The following is an 18127-nucleotide window of genomic DNA, read 5'->3' as shown; positions in this document are numbered from 1 at the left end:
CGCATCCGATGAGGTCACGCATTGTGCTCACCGTGCGCACAACTCCCACCCGCCGCACGGAACTAGACGTAACCATGCGAAACACGTAACCTCGTGGCAGGCTCGGGCGACGGTGCCCGGGCGGCGACGACCCTACGAAACGAGTTTCCTCAATGACGCGGCATGTCGACGTACTGATCATCGGCGCTGGCCTGTCCGGAATCGGCACGGCCTGTCACCTCATTCGCGAGCAGACCGGACGCAGCTACGCGATCCTCGAGCGCCGCGAGAACATCGGTGGCACCTGGGACCTGTTCAAGTACCCCGGCATCCGCTCCGACTCCGACATGCTCACCTTCGGCTTCGGCTTCCGCCCCTGGATCGGCACCAAGGTGCTGGCCGACGGCGCGAGCATCCGTCAGTACGTCGAGGACACCGCCAAGGAATACGGCGTCACCGACCACATCACCTTCGGCCGCAAGGTCGTGCACCTGGCCTTCGACCGCGACGCCGCGCAGTGGACCGTCACCGCCCTGATCGAGGCCACCGGTGAGACCGAGACCTGGACCGCGAACTTCGTCGTCGGCGCCAGCGGCTACTACAACTACGACAAGGGCTACCGGCCCGAGTTCCCCGGCGAGGCCGACTTCCAGGGACAGATCGTGCACCCGCAGCACTGGCCCGAGGACCTCGACTACACCGGTAAGAAGGTCGTTGTCATCGGTTCCGGCGCCACCGCCATCACGCTGATCCCGTCGATGGCAGACAAGGCCGCCCACGTCACCATGCTGCAGCGTTCGCCCACCTGGATCCAGGCGCTGCCGTCGGACGACCCGGTCGCCATCGGGTTCAAGAAGACCCGGGTGCCCGATTCGATCGCCTACAAGATCGGCCGCGCCCGCAACATCGCCCTGCAGCGCGCCAGCTTCCAGCTCTCGCGGACCAACCCCGAGCTGGCCAAGAAGCTGATGCTGGCCCAGGTGCGCCTGCAGCTCGGCAACAAGGTCGATCTGCGCCACTTCACCCCCAGCTACAACCCGTGGGATCAGCGCCTGTGCGTGGTCCCCAATGGTGACCTGTTCAAGGTGCTCAAGAGCGGCAAGGCCGACATCGTCACCGACCGCATCGCGAAGTTCACCGAGAAGGGCATCCTGACCGAGTCGGGCCAGGAGCTCGAGGCCGACATCATCGTCACCGCCACCGGTCTCAACGTCCAGATCCTCGGCGGTGCGACCATGAGCATCGACGGCAACCCGGTGAAGATGAACGAGACGGTCGCCTACAAGAGCGTCCTGTATTCAGACATCCCGAACTTCCTGATGATCATCGGCTACACCAACGCCTCCTGGACGCTGAAGGCCGACCTGGCCGCCGCCTACCTGTGCCGGGTGCTCAACATCATGCGCGACCGGGGCTACAGCACCTTCGAGGTGCACGCCGATCCGGAGGACTACGCCGACGAGTCGCTGATGGGTGGCGCCCTCACCTCGGGCTACATCCAGCGCGGCAACGGTGAGATGCCGCGCCAGGGCAAGCGTGGTGCCTGGAAGCTGGTGAACAACTACTACCGCGACCGCACGCTCATGCACAAGGCGCCCATCGAGGACGGTGTGCTGCGGTTCAGCAAGACCCGCTCGGCCGCCCGACCCGACGAGCAGGTCGCCAGCGCCTGACCGGCCGAACACACGGGCCCGTCGCACCGGAAGGTGCGGCGGGCCCGTCGCTTTTCCCTGGTGAATCGGGTTGCGCGAGCGCCTTTCCCGCGCGCGGGCGAATTATCCGCGGCTCCCGTAGGATCGCGATCGAAGACACCGCCCGGGGAGAAGTGAGGAGGACGGTGTGGGATCTCGCCTACCGGCGACCATCCGTGACGCGGGGACGTGGTTGCGGCGGTTCGCCGCGACGACACCGGGGGTTATCGGGGTTGTCCTCGTCCTCACCACCCTGGCCTGTCTGATCGCGGGATCGACTGCGGGACAACAGCTCGACGCCAAGATCGTCCGCTCCGAGCAGGTGCTCGATCGCACCGAACCGCTGGCCTTCGCCGCGCAGAGCCTCTACGTGTCGCTCTCGGCCGCCGACGCGGGCGCCGCCACCGCGTTCCTGTCCGGCGGCATCGAATCACCGCAGGTGCGCGACACCTACGAGCAGGCGCTCGCCGAGGCCGCCGCCGCCCTCGCCGAGGCGACGGCAGGCGCCACCGACACCAAGACCAGGGCGATCGTGGCCCGCATCGCCGCCGACCTGCCCACCTACACCGGGCTGGTGGAAACCGCGCGCGCCAACAACCGCCAGGGCTTCCCGGTCGGCTCGGCCTATCTGCGGCAGGCCTCCGACCTCATGCAGAACTCCCTGCTGCCGCACGCCGAGCAGCTCAACGAGGCCCGCTTCGCCGCCGTTCGTGACGATCAGCAGCGCATCGGCGCCCTGCCGCTGACGTCGATCCTGTTGCTGCTGCTGGTGTTGCTCGCCTGCGCGGTGGCCTCGGTGATCCTGCTGCGCCGCACCAACCGCCTGGTGAACCCCGGTGTGGCCCTGGCGGCCGCGGCGGCCGCGCTCGCCCTGCTGTGGACTGTCGGCTCGACGCTCACCGCCGCCCAGCTGCTCGACACCGGCGACTCCGGTGCGGGCGCGCGGGTGGAGAACCTGGCGGGCGCGCGCATCCTCGCCCAGCAGGCACGCACCGACGAGACCCTCGCCCTCATCACCCGGGGCGACATCACCGCACCCGAGGCCGCCTTCCGCACCCACACCGCCGACCTGGAACAGCGCCTGGCCGCCGCCGGTGCCGCCGACTCCGATGCCGCACGCGCGCTGACGAATTGGAACGCCGGACACAACGCGCAGCGCACCGCCTACGAGAAGGCCGACTTCACCGGCGCGGTCACCCAGGCCATCGGTACCGGCCCCGAGAGCTCGGCCACGAGCTTCACCCGCCTCGACAGCGAACTGCGCGACGCCCTCGCCCAGGCACGCACCGATCTGCGTGACGGCGTCGACGACGCGCGAACGGCCTTGACGCTGAGCCCCTTCGGCACCCTGCTCCTGCTGCTCGCCGCGGCCGGTGCGGTGGTCACGGGCCTGTGGCCACGGTTGAAGGAGTTCCTGTGAGCATTCGTCGTTCCCGGTTCGCGCTGTTTCTCGCCGCGACCGCCGTCCTGCTCGCGGGCTGCGGTGACGCGCCCGCCCCGTCGTCGATCGAGGCCACGGCCGTCGCACCACCGCTGCCGGGCGCCGAGGCGATCACCTCGGCACCGACCGCCGAGGGCACCGGATCCTGCGATACCGAGGCCACCTTGGCGCCGCGTGCCCAGCCGCGACCGGGGGCGATGCCCGCCGGATCGGCGATGGCCGCCATCGTCGCCAACGGCAGGCTGCGGGTGGGCGTCGACCAGAACACCTACATGTTCGGGTTCCGCAATCCGTCCACCGGGCGGCTCGAGGGTTTCGACATCGACCTGGCCCGCGAGATCGCCCGCGATCTGTTCGGCGACCCCGACCGCATCGAGTTGCGCTCGGTGACCGCCGCCGACCGCATCCAGTTGCTGCAGGAGCGCAAGGTCGACATGATCGTGCGCACCTTCTCCGCCACCTGCGAACGCCGCCGCGACGTCGACTTCTCCAGCGTGTACTACCGTGCGGCCCAACGCTTCGCGGCACCGCGCGGCGCCGGCATCGCCTCCGGTGCCGACCTGGCGGGCAAACGGGTGTGCGTCACCAAGGGCACCACCGCGGCCGCGCCGCTGTTCACCCTGCCGACCCCGCCGACGGTGCTCGGCGTGACCAACTGGACCGACTGCCTCGTCGCGCTGCAGCAGGGCACCGTCGACGCGATCAGCGGTGACGAACCGATCCTGTCCGGTCTGGTCGCCCAGGACCGCAACCTCGAACTCGTCGGTGCGCCCATCGGTTCGGGGGCCTACGCGGTCGGTGTGCCCAAGGGCAGCGACGAATTGGTGCGTTTCGTCAACGGCGTGCTCGAACGGATCAGCGGCGACGGCACCTGGGAACGGATCTACGCCCAGCATCTGTCGGCGCTCGGCCCCTCACCCGGCGCACCCGCGCCCAGGTACGCCGGATGAGTTCGCCGATACTCGGCACCGCCGAGATCGATCGTGAACTGGCCGGGCGCACCGCGGAATTGGCGACTGTGAGCAGTACCCTGCTCGAGCTGGACCGGCACCCCGGCATCGCCCTGGTGCGCCGCTACCCGCCGGAGGGGGAGACCGCGCGCCGATGGGCGCCGGTGGAGAAGGCGCTCGGCGAGCTCTTCGACGACCTCGCCCGCGTGCGCGCCATCCTCACCGAGGCCGAGACGGTGCGTGGGCGCGGCCGGATCGATGATCGTGCCCGCGCCCGGCTCACCGACCTGCTGCGGGGGCGTCCGCACGAAATCGCCCGCGTGCCGGTGCCGTTGGCGCAGCGCGGGCTCACCGGGCCGAGCGAAACCGTGGTGACGGTCGGGATCGCCGACTGCCTCGACCGCATGCGCGCCGCCTTCGCGTTCGTCGCGCCGTTCGCCGAGGAGGTCGAGGCCGTCGACCGGCAGGTACTCGGCGCCCTCGCGCCCTTGCAGCAGCGGGTGGAGCAGGCCAACGGCGCCTTGGCCGCCGCCACCGAACCCCTGGCCGCCCTGCTCCGCCGCGCGGGCACCGATCCGCTCGGCTTCGCGCCGGGTGAGATCGCCGCGGCACTGGCCTCGCTCACCGAGCTGATCGAGACCGAAACCGCCCGCAATGCCGAATACCTTTCGGTGGCAACCGATCTCCCTGCGTCCGTTGCGGCGCTGCGGGCCCGGCTCATCGACCTCGCCGACGCACAGCGTCGCGCCGACGACACCGCCGCCCGCGCCGAACGCAAGGTTCACACCGGACCGCTGCCGCCAGGTGGCGCGCCGGCGGCGACCTTGCTGGCCGAGCTGTCGACCCTCGGCGACGAACCGACCCGCTCGACCGTCGAACACCTCCTCGCCCTGCGCGTACGTGCCGACGCCGCGGCCGACAAGACCGCGCGCCGAACGGAATTGGCACAGGGTCTGCTCGATCGGCGGGCCGAACTGCAGGGCAGGCTCGCCGCCTACCGTGCCAAGGCCTCGCGCCTGGGTGTGGCCGAGGAACGCGATGTGCTCGCCGCCGACCGCATCGCCGCCGGCCTGCTCACGCGCACACCGTGCGATCTGGCCGCCGTCACCCGGGCGGTCGCCGACTATCGTTCGATCATCGGGGAGAAAGCGGGGCGGACAGCATGATCTGTAGTGAACCGGGTTGCGGCGGTGTGATCGAGGACGGCTACTGCGCCGTCTGCGGCACCGCGCCCGTGGCGGTCGCCGTCCACGGCGCCGCGCCGACCTCGCCCCGGCGCTCGGGCCACACCACGGCCGTCCGGCGAACACCTGCCCCGACAGGCGGCACCTCGACCGGTGCCGCCCCGAAGGTGGCCGCGCCGGGACTCTGCGCCGAAACAGGCTGCGACGGAACGATCGTCGACGGCTACTGCGACACCTGCGGCACCGCGCCCGCCCCGCTCAGCGCCCCCGTGCACAGCCCGTCGGCGGCGACCATCAGCGCCAACCGCACCTCGAGCCGTTCGGTGCGCACCCGCTCGGGCTCGGCCCGATCGACGGCGCGCGGCCGGCTCGGCGCCGGACTGGTCGAGGTGCCGCCGGTACCGCGCGTGGATCCCGCGTCGGCCGTGCTCACCGACCCCAAGGTCCCCGAATCCGACCGCTACTGCGGCCGATGCGACAAACCGGTCGGCCGGACCAACGACGGAATCCCGGGACGCACCAGCGGTTTCTGCCCGCACTGCGGTACCCGCTACTCGTTCGTGCCGCGCCTGCAACCCGGCGACCTGGTCGGCGGACAGTACAAGGTCGAAGGCGCCCTCGCGCACGGCGGGCTCGGCTGGATCTACCTGGCCACCGACATCCGCGTCAACGACCGCTGGGTGGTGCTCAAGGGCCTCATCGACACCGGCGACAGCGACGCGCAGGCCGCCGCCCTGGCCGAACGGCGCTTCCTCGCCGAGGTGGACCACCCCAATATCGTCAAGATCCACAACTTCACCGAGCACGCCGACGCCGACGGCGAACCGGTGGGCTACATCGTGATGGCCTATGTGGGCGGCACCTCGCTCAAACAGATCCTGCGCGACTACCGCGCCGCGCACAACGCCTACCTGCCGCCGGCCAGGGCCATCGCCTATGTGCTGGAAATGCTGCCCGCCCTCGGCTATCTGCACGCGCGCGGCTGGGCCTACTGCGATTTCAAACCCGACAACGTGATGCAGACCGAGGAACGCCTCGAACTCATCGACCTCGGCGCCGTGATCGCCATGGACGACACCACGTCCCCGATCTACGGCACCCTGGGCTACCAGGCCCCCGAGATCGCCGAAACGGGCCCGACCGTGGCCACCGAGATCTACACGGCCGGCCGAACCCTCGCGGTGCTGATGATGCGGGTGCCCTCGGTGGACGGCCGCCTCGGACCGCTGCCGACGCCCGACACCGAAGCGCTGCTGGCCCGCCACGATTCGCTGTACCGGTTCCTGCTGCGCGCCACCGACCCCGATCCGCTGGCCCGCTTCGCCTCGACGAGCGAGATGGCCGACCAGCTCACCGGTGTGCTGCGCGAGGTCCTCGCCGCCGAGGACGGTGTACCGCGCCCCGGCATGTCGGCCGCCTTCGGTCCTGCCCGCGCCGTCTTCGGAATCGAAAGCGCCACACCGGAACCCGCCGCGGTCGTCGCCGCCCTGCCCGCGCCGCTCGTCGACCCGGGCGACAGCGGCGCCGCGCTGCTGGCCACCACCGACGCCGCGACCCCCGCCGAACTCGAGCAGGCACTCACCGCGGGCCTGCGCGCGGTGGTGACCGGCGCCGGGGAATCGGTGGAGATCCCGTTGCGCCTCGTGCGCGCCGAACTCGAGGCGGGCGACGCCGACGCCGCCCTCGCCCGGCTCGCCGGGCTGGAGCTGGATTTCGACTGGCGCACGGTGTGGTACCGCGCTCAGGCCGCCCTGCTGAAGGGCGACTACGGCAGTGCCGCAGCCGATTTCGAGGCCGTCTACGCGGCGCTGCCCGGCGAACCCGCGCCCAAGCTCGCCCTGGCCGTGGCGCTGGAGCACGGCGACCGGCCACGCGAGGCGCTCGCCCTCTATGACCTGGTCTGGTGCACGGACCACACCTATCTGTCGGCGGCCTTCGGCGCCGCCCGGTTGCGCCGCGCCGACGGCGACCGCGCCGGTGCGTTGCGGGTACTCGACCAGGTCGAACGCACCTCGTCGATGTACACCGAGGCCCGCGTGCGTGCCGTGGAGACGCTGCTGGCCGAACGTGGTCCGGCCGAACTGGACGAAGCCGCGTTGCGCGAGGCGGGGGAGCGGGTCGAGCACTTGCGCCTCGACTCGCGTGCGCGCACCGCGCGGGTGCGCATGCACGTGCTCGAGGCGGCACTGAACTGGATCCGGTCGGGACAGCGGCCGAGTGCACCAGGCAAGCTGTTGGATGTGGAATTCACCGAAGTGGGAGTGCGGACGGGGTTGGAACGATGCTTGCGGACATTGGCGCGCGAAGCCGACGACATGTGGACCCGCTTCGTGCTGGTGGATCAGGCCAACAACGTGCGCCCCAGGACCACGCTGTGACCGCCCCGGGCTGCCCGGACTGCGCGGGCGCGGCCAGGGCGGGATACCGGTACTGCGAGAGCTGCGGTCGCGAACTCGGAGTGCGCAAGGCGGCCCTGCCGGTGCACGACCCGGTCACGGTGCCGCAGTGCCCCACCTGCGGGGAACGGCGCTACGAGGCCGGGCTGTGCGTGGTGTGCCGCACCCCGAAGCCGGTTCCGGACCGCTTCGAGGAAGACCTCGGCCCGGTGTACATCCTCACCGATCGCGGAATCAGCCACTCCCGCAACGAGGACGCGGTCGCCGCCGCCGTGCGCGACGGTGACGGTGTCCGGGTGATCGTCGTCAGCGACGGCGTCTCGACCTCCCAGGACCCCCAGGCCGCCTCCGGCACCGCCGCCCGCACCGGCGTCGACGCGGTGCTTGCCGCGCTCGCCGACGGCCGCCCCGCCCCCGACGCCGTGATGGCCGGACTGGCCACCGCCGTCGCCGCGGTGCGCGGCATGTCACGCACCCCCGAATACGCGCCCTCGTGCACCTACGTCTCGGCGATCCTGCGCGACACCCCCGAGGGCACCGAGATCACCGTCGCCAATGTCGGTGACAGCCGGGCATTCTGGCTCGCCGCGGGCGATCCGACGGCGTCGCGCAGGCTCAGCGTCGACGACTCCTGGGCCCAGGCCCTCGTCGACGCGGGCGCCATGGACGAGGAAGCCGCCATGCGCGACCCGCGCGCGCACACCCTGCTGCGCTGGCTCGGCGCCGACGGCGGCGAGGCGCCCTGGTCGGCGAACTGCCTGCAGAGCATGCTCGTCACCGAACCCGGCACCCTGCTGTTGTGCACCGACGGGCTGTGGAACTACCTGCCCGATCCGGTCGCGCTGGCCGGGTTCACCGTCGAGACCACCCCGCAGGCCGCGGCGCGCGCCCTGGCCGACTTCGCGCTCGACAGCGGCGGCAGCGACAACATCACGGTCGCGCTCGCCCCCGTGCCCGCGCGCGCCGCTGTACCCGATCCAGGAGTGTCATGAGTTCCCCTGATATCGCAGGCCTTTCGGTCGCCGTCGACCAGAACGAATTCCTCGCCGAGGGTGCGAGCGTGGTGGACGCGGTGCTCACCGTCGCCACCGGCCCCGAACTGGCCGCCGTCGCCACCCCGCCGCCCCGGCTCGAGATCCTGATCATCGACTGCTCCGGCTCGATGGGGCACAAGCGCAAGTTCGAGAACGCGCGCACCGCCACCCGCGCCGCGCTCGACGAGATCCCCGACGGCACCGCCTTCGCCATCATCGAGGGCACCGAGTCCGCGCGGATGATCTACCCCACCGGCGCGCTGTCGGCGCCCGCCGACCACACCCACCGCACCGCCGCCAAGCGGGCCCTCGACCGGTTGCGGCCCGACGGCGGCACCGCCATGGGGTCCTGGCTCGCCCTTGCCCGCCAGGTCGCCGCCGGGCACCCGGGTGCCCAGGCGCACGCCATCCTGCTCACCGACGGCAAGAACGAACACGAGACCCCCGAGCAGCTGGCCACCGAACTCGACCGCGCCGAAGGACTTTTCGTCTGCGACTGCCGTGGTGTCGGCGCCGACTGGGCGGCGGCCGATCTGCACAAGATCTCCTCGAAGCTGTCCGGCGGCGCCGATATCGTCGCCGATCCCAAGGACCTGGCGGCCGATTTCGCCGCCATGATGCGCTCGTCGGCGGCCCGGGTGATCCCGGAACTCACCCTGCGCGTGTGGACTCCGGCCGGCGCGCGGGTGCGCATGGTCAAGCAGGTCGCACCCGTGCTGGAGGACCTCACCGGGCGCCGTACCGATTCCGGTGCGCAGGTGGGGGACTACCCGCTGTCGTCGTGGGCGGCCGAGGAACGCGAATACCATCTGCAGATCGAACTGGAACCGGCCGCGCCCGGGCGGGAGAAGCTCGCGGCCCGCCTCAGCGTGCTCGCGGGTGAGGACGTGCTCGGTCAGGGGCTGGTCCGCGCGGTGTGGACCACCGACTCCACGCTGTCGACCAGGATCAGCACCCGCGTCGCCCACTACACCGGCCAGGTCGAACTCGCCCAGGCCGTTCAGGAGGGTCTCGCCGCCCGCCGCGAGGGCGACTTGTCCACGGCCACCGCGAAATTGCGCCGCGCGGTGGAACTGGCCGCCGCCTCGGGACACGAGTCGACCGCCAAACTGCTTCGCACCGTTGTCGAGGTCGACGAGAAGGACGGAACGGTGAAGCTGCGCGGTCAGGTCGCGGCCGCCGACGAACTCGCACTCGACATCCGCTCCACCAAGACCACCCGATTGCGGTCGGAGGGTTCCTGACATGGCGGTGTGCGCGGACGGTCACCAGACGCAGGCCACCGACTACTGCGATGTGTGCGGGTCGGCGCTCACCGGTGTCCCGGCAGCCGATCCGGCCGATCTGCGCCTGTGCCCCGCGTGTTCGGTGCCGACCAGCGGACGCTTCTGCGAGAACTGCGGATACGACTCGGCCCTGCCCGCCCCGCCGCCACCGCGCACGGACTCACCCGCCGCCGATCTGCGCGGTACCGCCGATGCGCGCGAAACCGTCTGGGTGGCCAGGGTCTTCGCCGACCGCGAGTTCTACGACCGGGTGCAGGCCCGCAAAGGTCCCGACGCCGACCGGGTGGCCTTCCCCGGTTTCTACCCCGAACGCCGGATCGAGTTGCGCGGCAGCGAGTTCCTGATCGGCAAACGCTCGGCCTCGCAGGGCATCGTGCCCGAGATCGACCTGGGTATCGCCCCGGCCGACCCGGGTGTGTCGCGTGCGCACGCCCTGCTGCGCGTCGGGACCGACGGCTCGCTCACCGTCACCGACCTCGGTTCGACCAACGGGACCAGCCTCGACGGCACCGAGACACCGCTGTCGCCACAGGTTCCGCTGCCGTTGCGGGCGGGTAGCCGCCTGCACGTCGGCGGCTGGACGACCATAACCATCGATACCCTGTCGTAGACGGGAACATCGAGCGAACCGTAGGGTCGGGGCCATGACGAAGTTCGACGGGAAGACCTGTTTGATCACCGGCGCCGCCAGCGGTCTCGGCCGGGCAACCGCCTTCGCGGCCGCCGCCAAGGGCGCGTCGCTGGTGCTCACCGACATCACCGCCGACACGCTGGCCACCACCGCCGAGGAACTGCGCGCCGCCGGTGCCACCGTGCACCTGGCCCATCCCGCCGATGTGAGCGACCATTCGGCCGTCGTCGGGCTGGCCGCGCACACCTTCGACGCCGTCGGGCACGTCGACATCGTGATGAACGTGGCGGGCATCGCCACCTGGGGCACCGTCGACAAACTCACCCATCAGCAGTGGCGGCGCACCATCGACATCAACCTCATGGGCCCCATCCACGTCATCGAGGAGTTCCTGCCGCCGATGATCGCCGCGCGGCGTGGCGGTCATCTGGTGAACGTGTCCTCGGCGGCCGGACTGTTCGGGTTGCCGTGGCACGCGCCCTACAGCGCCACGAAGTTCGGGCTACGCGGTGTGTCGGAGGTGCTGCGGTTCGACCTACGCAGGCACAAGATCGGCGTCAGCCTCGTACTTCCCGGGGCGATGGCCACCCCGATGGTCGACAGCGTCGACATCGCGGGCGTCGACCGCGACAACGCCGCGCTGCGCAAGGCCATCGGCCTGTTCCTGCGCCATGCCGTCACGCCGGAACAGGCCGCCGACGCGGTGATCCGCGGTGTGGAACGCAACCGCTACTGGGTCTACACCTCCCGCGACATCCACCTCGCCCACTGGGGCCAGCGCTACGTCCCGTACGGCTACACGCTGGCCATGCGCGGCCTCAACGCCGCGATGACCAACTACGCCACCAAGAACGAACTGGTGCGCTGAGCACGCTCACACCAGGTCCGACGGGTCGGTGTTGGCACCGCACAGGATGACGCAGACCCGCTCGCCCTCGGCGGGCCGGTAGGCAGCACCGGAACCGGTGTCGCGCAGCGCCGCCAGCGCGGTCGCGGCACCGTTCTCCACGGCGATCCGGTGCTCGTCCCAGAGCTGTCGGCGCGCGGCGCGAATCGCCTCGTCCGCGACCAGCACCGACACCACGTCGGGGTGCTGGGCGGCGGCCAGCGCCATCTCCGACACGTTCGGTGCGCCGAGCGAATCGGCGGCGATCGAGTCGACGCTCACCTGCACCGGACGGCCCGCCTCGAGCGCGGCGTTCAGCGAGCGGCAGCCCACCGGTTCCACCGCGACGGTGCGGATGCCGAAATGCTGTGCGGCGACCGCGGTTCCGGTGAACAGTCCACCGCCGCCCACCGCGACGACCACCGTATCCAGATCGGGCACGCGCTGCTGGATCTCCCGCATCAGGGTGCCCGCGCCCGCCGCTATGAGCGGGTGATCGTAGGCGTGCGAGAACAGCGCCCCGGTGTCCGCCGCGAACTCCTGGCACGCGGCAAGCGCCTGCTTGTACTCGGGACCGATCAGTCGTACATCGGCGCCCAAGTCACGAAGTCGACGGATTTTGACCGGCGGCGCCGATTCGGGCAGAAACACGGTCGCCGGCACCCCCGCTTCCCGCGCCGACCACGCGCACGCGAGTCCCGCATTGCCGCCTGAGGCGATCGTCACACCGGCGGCGGGCAACTCCCCGGCGGCGCGCAGGAAGTTCTGCGCGCCACGCGCCTTGAAAGTCCCGGTGAACTGCAAGAACTCCAGTGCGAACCAGAGCGGGGAATCCCCAGGTCCAGCGGGTGCAACCGTCACCGGGCGAACCCGGCCCTCGATCCGCGCGGCGGCGGCCTCGATGTCGTCGAAAGTGGGCATCACCCCGTCGACTATGCCACCGCGCGCGGCAGCCCGGCCGACCTTGAAACCGTGCAAATCGGGCACGAATTGTTACGGCGGGTTTACGCGACGAGCGCTCTGGGTAAGTAACGGATTGGTAACAAGCTCGAAAGCGGGATGTCGTGTCGGACTGGGGACGCGAATTCCCCAGGTGTACCGGCCGCACGCACGAGCGTGTCAGCAAAGGAAGTGCACATGAGCGAGCATTGGCAGAACACAGCCGCATCGGCGGTCACGGTCGCGCCGGGCGGCAGCGAGGTGCGAGGATGACCGCCAACTTGATGATCGTCGACGACGATGTGCAGATGCGGGGCGATCTGCGCCGCGCGATGGAAGACGAGGGCTACGCCGTGGCCGAGGCGGGTGTCCCCGAGGACGCCCTCGACCGGCTGCGCAACGACGGACCGCCCGATCTGATGATCGTGGACCTGATGCGCGGGGCCACCGACGGCTTCGACTGCATCCGCGAGATCCGCCGCGACCACGACGTGCCGATCATCGTGATCAGCACCAGATACGACACCCACGACGTGGTCGCGGCCCTGGAAGCCGGTGCCGACGACTTCGTCAGCAAGCCGTTCGAGATCAAGGAGATCACCGCCCGGATGCGCGCCCTGCGCCGCCGCGCCAGGATCGCCGCCGAACGCGATGCCACTCCCGAAGTGGTCCTCGACGACGACCCGGTGCGTCCCCTTGTCCTCGCGGCCGACGCGGGCGCGGTGCGCCGTGGCAGCGAGGAACTGCACCTCACGGTCACCGAGTTCCGGTTGCTGTGCGAACTCGCCGAGACCCCCGGCCGCGTGCTCAGCCGCGCGGTGCTGCTCGAAAGAGTCTGGGATCAAGGCTTTTTCGGTGACGAACGCATCGTCGACGTCCACGTGCGCCGGTTGCGCACCAAGATCGAGCGTGACGCCTCGGATCCGCGCATCGTGGTGACCGTGCGCGGGCTGGGTTACCGGCTGGATATCCAGCCGCAGTAAACGATTCGTCATACAACCGCAAAGAGCTCGACACAAAGACCGTAAAGTCTCTTAGTCAAGGTGGAATGTATGCCGAGTCCGACTATGTCCATGGAGCCGACCGATACCGCGACGGCTCGAGGTTCGGAAATTATTCTCAGACACCCGAGATTGGGTGACGGTGCCCAATTGTGGCGCATCGCGCGCGATTCCCGCGTACTCGACGTGAATACGAGCTACGCCTATCTGCTGTGGTGCCGGGATTTCGAGGCGACCTCCATGGTCGTCGAATGTGGCGGGCAGGCAGTGGGATTCGTGATCGGGTATGTTCGTCCCGATGCGCCGGACACGCTTTTCGTCTGGCAGATCGCCGTCGACGCCGAATTCCGCGGCCGGGGTTTGGCCGCGAAACTCCTGCACGCCCTGCTCGATTCCGTGGCACCCGCCGGGATCAACACCCTGGAAACGACGATCTCCCCCGATAATTCCGCTTCCCAGGCGTTGTTCTCCGCGGTGGCCCGCGAACGTGGCGCGCAATTGCGTACCGAGGAACTATTCGAAGCACATCATTTTCCAGATTCCCACGAAGCCGAGCACCTCTACATTATTTCGCCCGCTCAGCGCCAGGAGGCATGATCATGATCACGACCACCGACACCAGCATTTTCGAAGCGATGGAATCGAATGTGCGTGGCTACTGCCGCGACTGGCCCGCCGTGTTCACCACCGCCGAAGGTGCCTGGATCCGCGATGAGCAGGGCCGCGACTATCTCGACTTCTTCGCGGGCGCAGGCGCGCTGAACTACGGCCACAACAACCCGGTGCTCAAGAAGGCGCTGCTGGAATACATCGGCAGCAACGGCATCACCCACGGTCTGGACATGTCGACCGTGGCCAAGCGTGAACTGCTCGAGACCATCCGCGAAACCCTGCTCACCCCGCGCGGGCTCGACTACAAGGTGCAGTTCCCCGGCCCCACGGGCGCCAACGCGGTCGAGGCGGCGCTGAAGCTGGCCCGCAAGGTCACCGGCCGCAAGACGATCCTGAGCTTCACCAACGCCTTCCACGGCATGACGCTCGGCGCGCTGTCGGTCACCGGCAACGCGGCCAAGCGGGCGGGCGCCGGTGTGCCGCTCGAGCACGCCACCCCGATGCCCTACGACGGCTACTTCGACAACACCATCGAGGACTTCGGCTGGATGCAGCGGGTGCTCGACGACAGCTCCTCGGGTTTCGACCGCCCCGCCGCGGTGATCGTAGAGACCGTGCAGGGTGAGGGCGGTGTGAACCTGGCCCGCGCCGAGTGGCTGCGCCACCTGGCCGGCCTGTGCGCCGCGCGCGACATCCTGCTCATCGTCGACGACGTGCAGATGGGCTGCGGCCGCACCGGCCCGTTCTTCTCCTTCGAGATCGCGGGCATCACCCCCGACATCGTCACCCTGTCCAAGTCGATCGGTGGCTACGGCCTGCCGATGGCACTGGTGCTGCTCAAGCCCGAGCACGACCAGTGGGCTCCTGGTGAGCACAACGGCACCTTCCGCGGCAACAACCCCGCCTTCGTCACCGCGACCGCCGCGCTGCGCGAGTACTGGTCCGACGACAAGCTGGCCCGGCTCACCGCCGCCAACGGCGAGTACATCGGCCGCACGCTCTCGGCTGTGGCGCAGCGGCACGAGGGCATCACCACCCGCGGTCGCGGCATGGTGCACGGCATCGTGTTCGACGACCCGTCGCAGGCGGGCAAGGTGTGCCGTACCGCGTTCGAGCAGGGTCTGCTCGTGGAGACCTCGGGTTCGATGGACGAGGTCGTGAAGTTGTTGCCGCCGTTGACCTTGCGCAGCGACGAGCTCGATCGCGGTCTGTCGATCCTGTCCGACAGCATCGATACCGTGTGTGGCGGTGCCGCATGATCGTGCGCACCACCGCCGAGATCACCGGAACCGACCGCGATGTGGCCGGCCCGGGGTGGCGAAGCAAACGGATCGTGCTCGCCGGCGACAAGGTCGGGTTCTCGTTCCACGAGACCACGATCGAGGCCGGCACCGTGCACCGGTTCCACTACCAAAACCATGTGGAAGCGGTGTGGCTGGTCGAGGGCGAGGGTGAACTGCTCGACCTCGAGGACCAGACCGTCTATCCGCTCGGTCCCGGGTCGATGTACCTGCTCGACGGTCATGAACGTCATCAGGTCACCGCCCGCACCACGCTGCGGATGTTGTGTGTGTTCAATCCGCCGGTCACCGGCCGCGAGGTACACGACGAGAACGGGGTGTATCCGCTGATTATCGAGGAGGATGCCAGTGTCTGATCGGTCCGACCGCTACCCCACGCGGTTGTCCGAGCCCGCCCCCCACATCGAGCGCACCGATCCGACGGTGTGGGGGCAGGTGAGTACACCCGAGCTGGCCGAGTTCGACGCGAACGGTTTCGCGACGATCCCGGATCTGCTCAGTGCGGACGAGGTGGCGGCTTTCGGGGCCGAGATAGGGCACCTGGCGGCCGACCCGGTGCTCTACGGCGACGAGCGAGTGATCGTGGAACCCGTTGCCGGACAGGTTCGTTCGGTGTTCCAGGTGCACCGGCTGAGCAAGCCGATCGCGGAACTGCTCGCCGAGTCGCGCATCGTCGGGCTCGCCGAGCAGATCCTCGGTTCGCCGGTGTATCTGCATCAGAGCCGGGTGAACTACATGCCGGGTTTCGGTGGCAGCGGCTTCGGCTGGCACTCCGATTTCGAGACCTGGCATGCCGAGGACGGGATGCCGACCCCGCGCGCGGTGAGTCTGTCGATCGCGTTGACCGACAACTACCCGTTCAACGGGTCGCTGATGGTGATGCCGGGCTCGCATCGCACGTTCGTGCCGTGCCTGGGTGAGACGCCGGAGGGTCATTATCGGGAGTCGTTGCGCGAGCAGCGCATCGGCATCCCGACCAACGACGACATCACCTTCCTCGCCGCGCGCTACGGGATCACCCAGTTCACCGGCAAGGCAGGCTCGGCGCTGCTGTTCGATTCCAACCTGATGCACGGGTCGTCGAACAACATCACGCCGTATGCCAGGTCGAACATCTTCCTGGTGTTCAACAGTGTCGAGAACGCACTGGTCGAGCCGTTCGCGGCGCCGCAGCGCAGGCCGGAGCACATCGCCGCACGTGATTTCACGCCCGTGCGGTCGTTATCCGCCGAGCGGCACCTGGTGGATCAGGTGCGCTGAGGCAGCTCGGCCAGGCAGGCCGCGGCCCGGGGATCCTCGTGGGCCGCGGCCTGCCACCAGGTGCGGGCGGCGCCGATATCGCCCACGTGCAGGGCGAGCAGGCCCAGGTCGTAGGCGGCGGCGCTGTTTCCGGCCTCGGCGGCTTGGGCCCAGAGCACACGAGCCGAGTCGTGTTCTCCCCGTGCGAACATGGCCGAGCCCAGGTCGTGCAGCGCGCGTCCGACATTCTGCTCCGCGTATGGCTGCGCGGTCGGTTCGGCGGCGACGACCGGCTGGACACGCGCGGTCGGCTTGGCGTACAGGGGCGGCTCAGCCCGCACGAGTGGCTGGGCGCCGACCCGCGGCAGCTGATCGGTCGGTGCGGGGTCCGCGTCGGCCCGGGTGAGTTCGACGACGAGTTCGTTGAAGTCGGGGGTACCCGGGCCGGTGCTGCACCAGAGCGTCGACGCACCGTCGGGCAGCAGGTCGACGACCATGCCGTAGTTGCCGGTCCACGACTGCTGCGGACCCGCACCGGCCACCCAGACGGGCGTGAGGGTGAACAGGGCCTCGGGCGCCTCGGCGGTGACGGTGATGTCGATGCCCGCCGCGAGCGCGTCGGACCAGATGTCCACGCCGCCTAGGGTTCGCCCGCCGAGATTCACGTGGCCGTCTGTGACGGTGAGCCCGAGACCCAATCCGGATACGTCGGCGGGCGGCATCACCGACAGCGCGCGCAGTCGTAGCGCGGTCGTCCCGGTGGGTAGTGCCTCGGTGTACATCGGGTACACGTCGGCACCGCACCAGTCGATGGGATCGGCCCCGGTGTAGCGGTGCTCGAGCGGCACGTCACCGGGGCGCTGTGCGCCAGGACGATTCATCGGTGCAGCCCACCCTTTCCGACGTAGTACCCCCTGCATCGGTCGCGCGCTACACCGTACCCGCGTCCCACCCCGAACGCGGGCTGATTCATGACACGGAATCGGTCATCTCACCTCCTCGTGATCTACCTGCGCCTCGCCGATCCGGTACCCACCGCTGCGCGGCTCACCGGATGATCTCGGCCCGGGCTCGCTCGTTCGGCGTGGCGATGTCCCAGAACCGGACGGTGCCCCGCGCCTCGCGGTAGTCGCCGGTGCCACCGGAGATCGCCATGTCGAGCGGGCTCGTCCCGCGTCTCCACAGCGACTGCATGGTGATCGAGCCGTTGCCGAGCTCCATCGTGATCGAGCACTGCATGGTGGCGTTGCCGCCGTCGATACGGAGGGTCTGACAGGTGCCGCCACCGTGGCCGACCGCGCGTCCGTCTTGGATCGCGTCGCCGGAGTAGACATCCATGTCGCCCAGGCTGGGCCCCGCCGGGCCGAGGTCGATCGCCTCGTACCGGATGTTCTGCACGCGCAGCTCGAGGACCTCGACCTGACCGGGCGGGTCGGCCGTCTCGGTCTCCGCCGTGCCGCAGCCACCGGCCACGGCGCCGATGAGCGTCATCGCGACGAGGCACTGACCGGCTTTGCCGAAACGGTTCTCGCTGAAGGGCATTCGTTCTTCCTGTCT

17 protein-coding genes are annotated in these 18127 nt (G+C 69.6%); 14 read left to right on the top strand and 3 right to left on the bottom strand.

Going from position 1 to position 18127, the window contains the following annotated elements:
- Positions 1-152 precede the first annotated feature (152 nt).
- The 9 genes from NCO8_RS00600 (at position 153) to NCO8_RS00560 (ending at position 11460) form a co-directional block, all read left to right on the top strand.
- The gene (locus NCO8_RS00600) at positions 153-1652 is read left to right on the top strand and encodes a flavin-containing monooxygenase (protein ID WP_067492246.1); all 1500 of its coding nucleotides are present in this window, start codon (positions 153-155) and stop codon (positions 1650-1652) included.
- A gap of 166 nt (positions 1653-1818) precedes the next feature.
- Complete coding sequence (locus tag NCO8_RS00595) at positions 1819-3090, top strand: GlnX family signal transduction membrane protein (protein ID WP_245655188.1); 1272 nt, start codon at positions 1819-1821, stop codon at positions 3088-3090.
- A 2-nt stretch (positions 3091-3092) separates the two neighbouring features.
- Positions 3093-4061 (top strand): glutamate ABC transporter substrate-binding protein, encoded by a 969-nt coding sequence (locus NCO8_RS00590; RefSeq protein ID WP_084456292.1) that lies wholly within the window; start codon positions 3093-3095, stop codon positions 4059-4061.
- The gene (locus NCO8_RS00585) at positions 4058-5227 is read left to right on the top strand and encodes a hypothetical protein (RefSeq protein WP_067635451.1); all 1170 of its coding nucleotides are present in this window, start codon (positions 4058-4060) and stop codon (positions 5225-5227) included. The genes NCO8_RS00590 and NCO8_RS00585 overlap by 4 nt, the downstream gene beginning before the upstream one ends.
- The gene (locus tag NCO8_RS00580) at positions 5224-7623 is read left to right on the top strand and encodes a serine/threonine-protein kinase (protein ID WP_210739927.1); all 2400 of its coding nucleotides are present in this window, start codon (positions 5224-5226) and stop codon (positions 7621-7623) included. The genes NCO8_RS00585 and NCO8_RS00580 overlap by 4 nt, the downstream gene beginning before the upstream one ends.
- Positions 7620-8633 carry a PP2C family protein-serine/threonine phosphatase gene (locus NCO8_RS00575; protein WP_245655187.1) on the top strand — a complete coding sequence of 338 codons (1014 nt, stop codon included), beginning with the start codon at positions 7620-7622 and terminating at the stop codon, positions 8631-8633. Before NCO8_RS00580 ends, NCO8_RS00575 begins: the two co-directional genes overlap by 4 nt.
- Positions 8630-9919: a VWA domain-containing protein gene (locus NCO8_RS00570; protein WP_067635448.1), complete on the top strand. Its 1290-nt coding sequence runs from the start codon at positions 8630-8632 to the stop codon at positions 9917-9919. Before NCO8_RS00575 ends, NCO8_RS00570 begins: the two co-directional genes overlap by 4 nt.
- A 1-nt stretch (position 9920) precedes the next feature.
- Positions 9921-10571 carry a double zinc ribbon and FHA domain-containing protein gene (locus tag NCO8_RS00565; protein WP_067635446.1) on the top strand — a complete coding sequence of 217 codons (651 nt, stop codon included), beginning with the start codon at positions 9921-9923 and terminating at the stop codon, positions 10569-10571.
- Between the two features lie 34 nt (positions 10572-10605).
- Complete coding sequence (locus NCO8_RS00560; protein WP_067635444.1) at positions 10606-11460, top strand: SDR family oxidoreductase; 855 nt, start codon at positions 10606-10608, stop codon at positions 11458-11460.
- Positions 11461-11466: 6 nt separating this feature from the next.
- On the opposite strand, the gene NCO8_RS00555 is transcribed toward NCO8_RS00560, so the two are convergent.
- Entirely contained in the window at positions 11467-12399 is a 933-nt protein-coding gene (locus NCO8_RS00555; RefSeq protein WP_067635550.1) for a threonine/serine dehydratase, read from the bottom strand.
- A gap of 287 nt (positions 12400-12686) precedes the next feature.
- Between NCO8_RS00555 and NCO8_RS00550 the strand changes: the two genes are divergently transcribed.
- The 5 genes from NCO8_RS00550 to thpD all read left to right on the top strand — a co-directional run bounded on the left by NCO8_RS00550 (position 12687) and on the right by thpD (position 16591).
- Positions 12687-13400 carry a response regulator transcription factor gene (locus NCO8_RS00550; protein WP_067635442.1) on the top strand — a complete coding sequence of 238 codons (714 nt, stop codon included), beginning with the start codon at positions 12687-12689 and terminating at the stop codon, positions 13398-13400.
- Positions 13401-13490: 90 nt separating this feature from the next.
- Positions 13491-14015: a diaminobutyrate acetyltransferase gene (gene ectA / locus NCO8_RS00545; RefSeq protein ID WP_067635440.1), complete on the top strand. Its 525-nt coding sequence runs from the start codon at positions 13491-13493 to the stop codon at positions 14013-14015.
- A gap of 5 nt (positions 14016-14020) precedes the next feature.
- Complete coding sequence (gene ectB, locus NCO8_RS00540) at positions 14021-15289, top strand: diaminobutyrate--2-oxoglutarate transaminase (protein WP_067635548.1); 1269 nt, start codon at positions 14021-14023, stop codon at positions 15287-15289.
- Complete coding sequence (locus NCO8_RS00535; protein ID WP_067487457.1) at positions 15286-15687, top strand: ectoine synthase; 402 nt, start codon at positions 15286-15288, stop codon at positions 15685-15687. Before ectB ends, NCO8_RS00535 begins: the two co-directional genes overlap by 4 nt.
- Positions 15674-16591: an ectoine hydroxylase gene (gene thpD, locus NCO8_RS00530; protein ID WP_067635438.1), complete on the top strand. Its 918-nt coding sequence runs from the start codon at positions 15674-15676 to the stop codon at positions 16589-16591. The genes NCO8_RS00535 and thpD overlap by 14 nt, the downstream gene beginning before the upstream one ends.
- On the opposite strand, the gene NCO8_RS00525 is transcribed toward thpD, so the two are convergent.
- Positions 16579-17451, bottom strand: coding sequence for a tetratricopeptide repeat protein (locus tag NCO8_RS00525; protein ID WP_157104730.1), 873 nt, complete (start codon positions 17449-17451; stop codon positions 16579-16581). The two genes, thpD and NCO8_RS00525, sit on opposite strands and share 13 nt — an antisense overlap.
- Positions 17452-17617: 166 nt before the next feature.
- Positions 17618-18112, bottom strand: a complete 495-nt coding sequence (locus NCO8_RS00520; RefSeq protein ID WP_067635434.1) for an allene oxide cyclase barrel-like domain-containing protein — start codon at positions 18110-18112, stop codon at positions 17618-17620.
- Positions 18113-18127 lie beyond the last annotated feature (15 nt).

This window comes from Nocardia coubleae NBRC 108252 (assembly GCF_001612805.1).
GTDB lineage: Bacteria > Actinomycetota > Actinomycetes > Mycobacteriales > Mycobacteriaceae > Nocardia > Nocardia coubleae.
This window is presented reverse-complemented; position numbering and strand designations above follow the sequence as displayed.

What these genes read in the sequence shown, in the direction of transcription:
- NCO8_RS00600 (WP_067492246.1), top strand. Translation starts at nt 153, where the DNA reads ATGACGCGGCATGTCGACGTACTGATCATCGGCGCTGGCCTGTCCGGA.
- NCO8_RS00585 (WP_067635451.1), top strand. Translation starts at nt 4,058, where the DNA reads ATGAGTTCGCCGATACTCGGCACCGCCGAGATCGATCGTGAACTGGCC.
- NCO8_RS00580 (WP_210739927.1), top strand. Translation starts at nt 5,224, where the DNA reads ATGATCTGTAGTGAACCGGGTTGCGGCGGTGTGATCGAGGACGGCTAC.
- NCO8_RS00570 (WP_067635448.1), top strand. Translation starts at nt 8,630, where the DNA reads ATGAGTTCCCCTGATATCGCAGGCCTTTCGGTCGCCGTCGACCAGAAC.
- NCO8_RS00565 (WP_067635446.1), top strand. Translation starts at nt 9,921, where the DNA reads ATGGCGGTGTGCGCGGACGGTCACCAGACGCAGGCCACCGACTACTGC.
- NCO8_RS00560 (WP_067635444.1), top strand. Translation starts at nt 10,606, where the DNA reads ATGACGAAGTTCGACGGGAAGACCTGTTTGATCACCGGCGCCGCCAGC.
- NCO8_RS00555 (WP_067635550.1), bottom strand. Translation starts at nt 12,399, where the DNA reads ATGCCCACTTTCGACGACATCGAGGCCGCCGCCGCGCGGATCGAGGGC.
- NCO8_RS00550 (WP_067635442.1), top strand. Translation starts at nt 12,687, where the DNA reads ATGACCGCCAACTTGATGATCGTCGACGACGATGTGCAGATGCGGGGC.
- ectA (WP_067635440.1), top strand. Translation starts at nt 13,491, where the DNA reads ATGGAGCCGACCGATACCGCGACGGCTCGAGGTTCGGAAATTATTCTC.
- NCO8_RS00535 (WP_067487457.1), top strand. Translation starts at nt 15,286, where the DNA reads ATGATCGTGCGCACCACCGCCGAGATCACCGGAACCGACCGCGATGTG.
- thpD (WP_067635438.1), top strand. Translation starts at nt 15,674, where the DNA reads ATGCCAGTGTCTGATCGGTCCGACCGCTACCCCACGCGGTTGTCCGAG.
- NCO8_RS00525 (WP_157104730.1), bottom strand. Translation starts at nt 17,451, where the DNA reads ATGAATCGTCCTGGCGCACAGCGCCCCGGTGACGTGCCGCTCGAGCAC.
- NCO8_RS00520 (WP_067635434.1), bottom strand. Translation starts at nt 18,112, where the DNA reads ATGCCCTTCAGCGAGAACCGTTTCGGCAAAGCCGGTCAGTGCCTCGTC.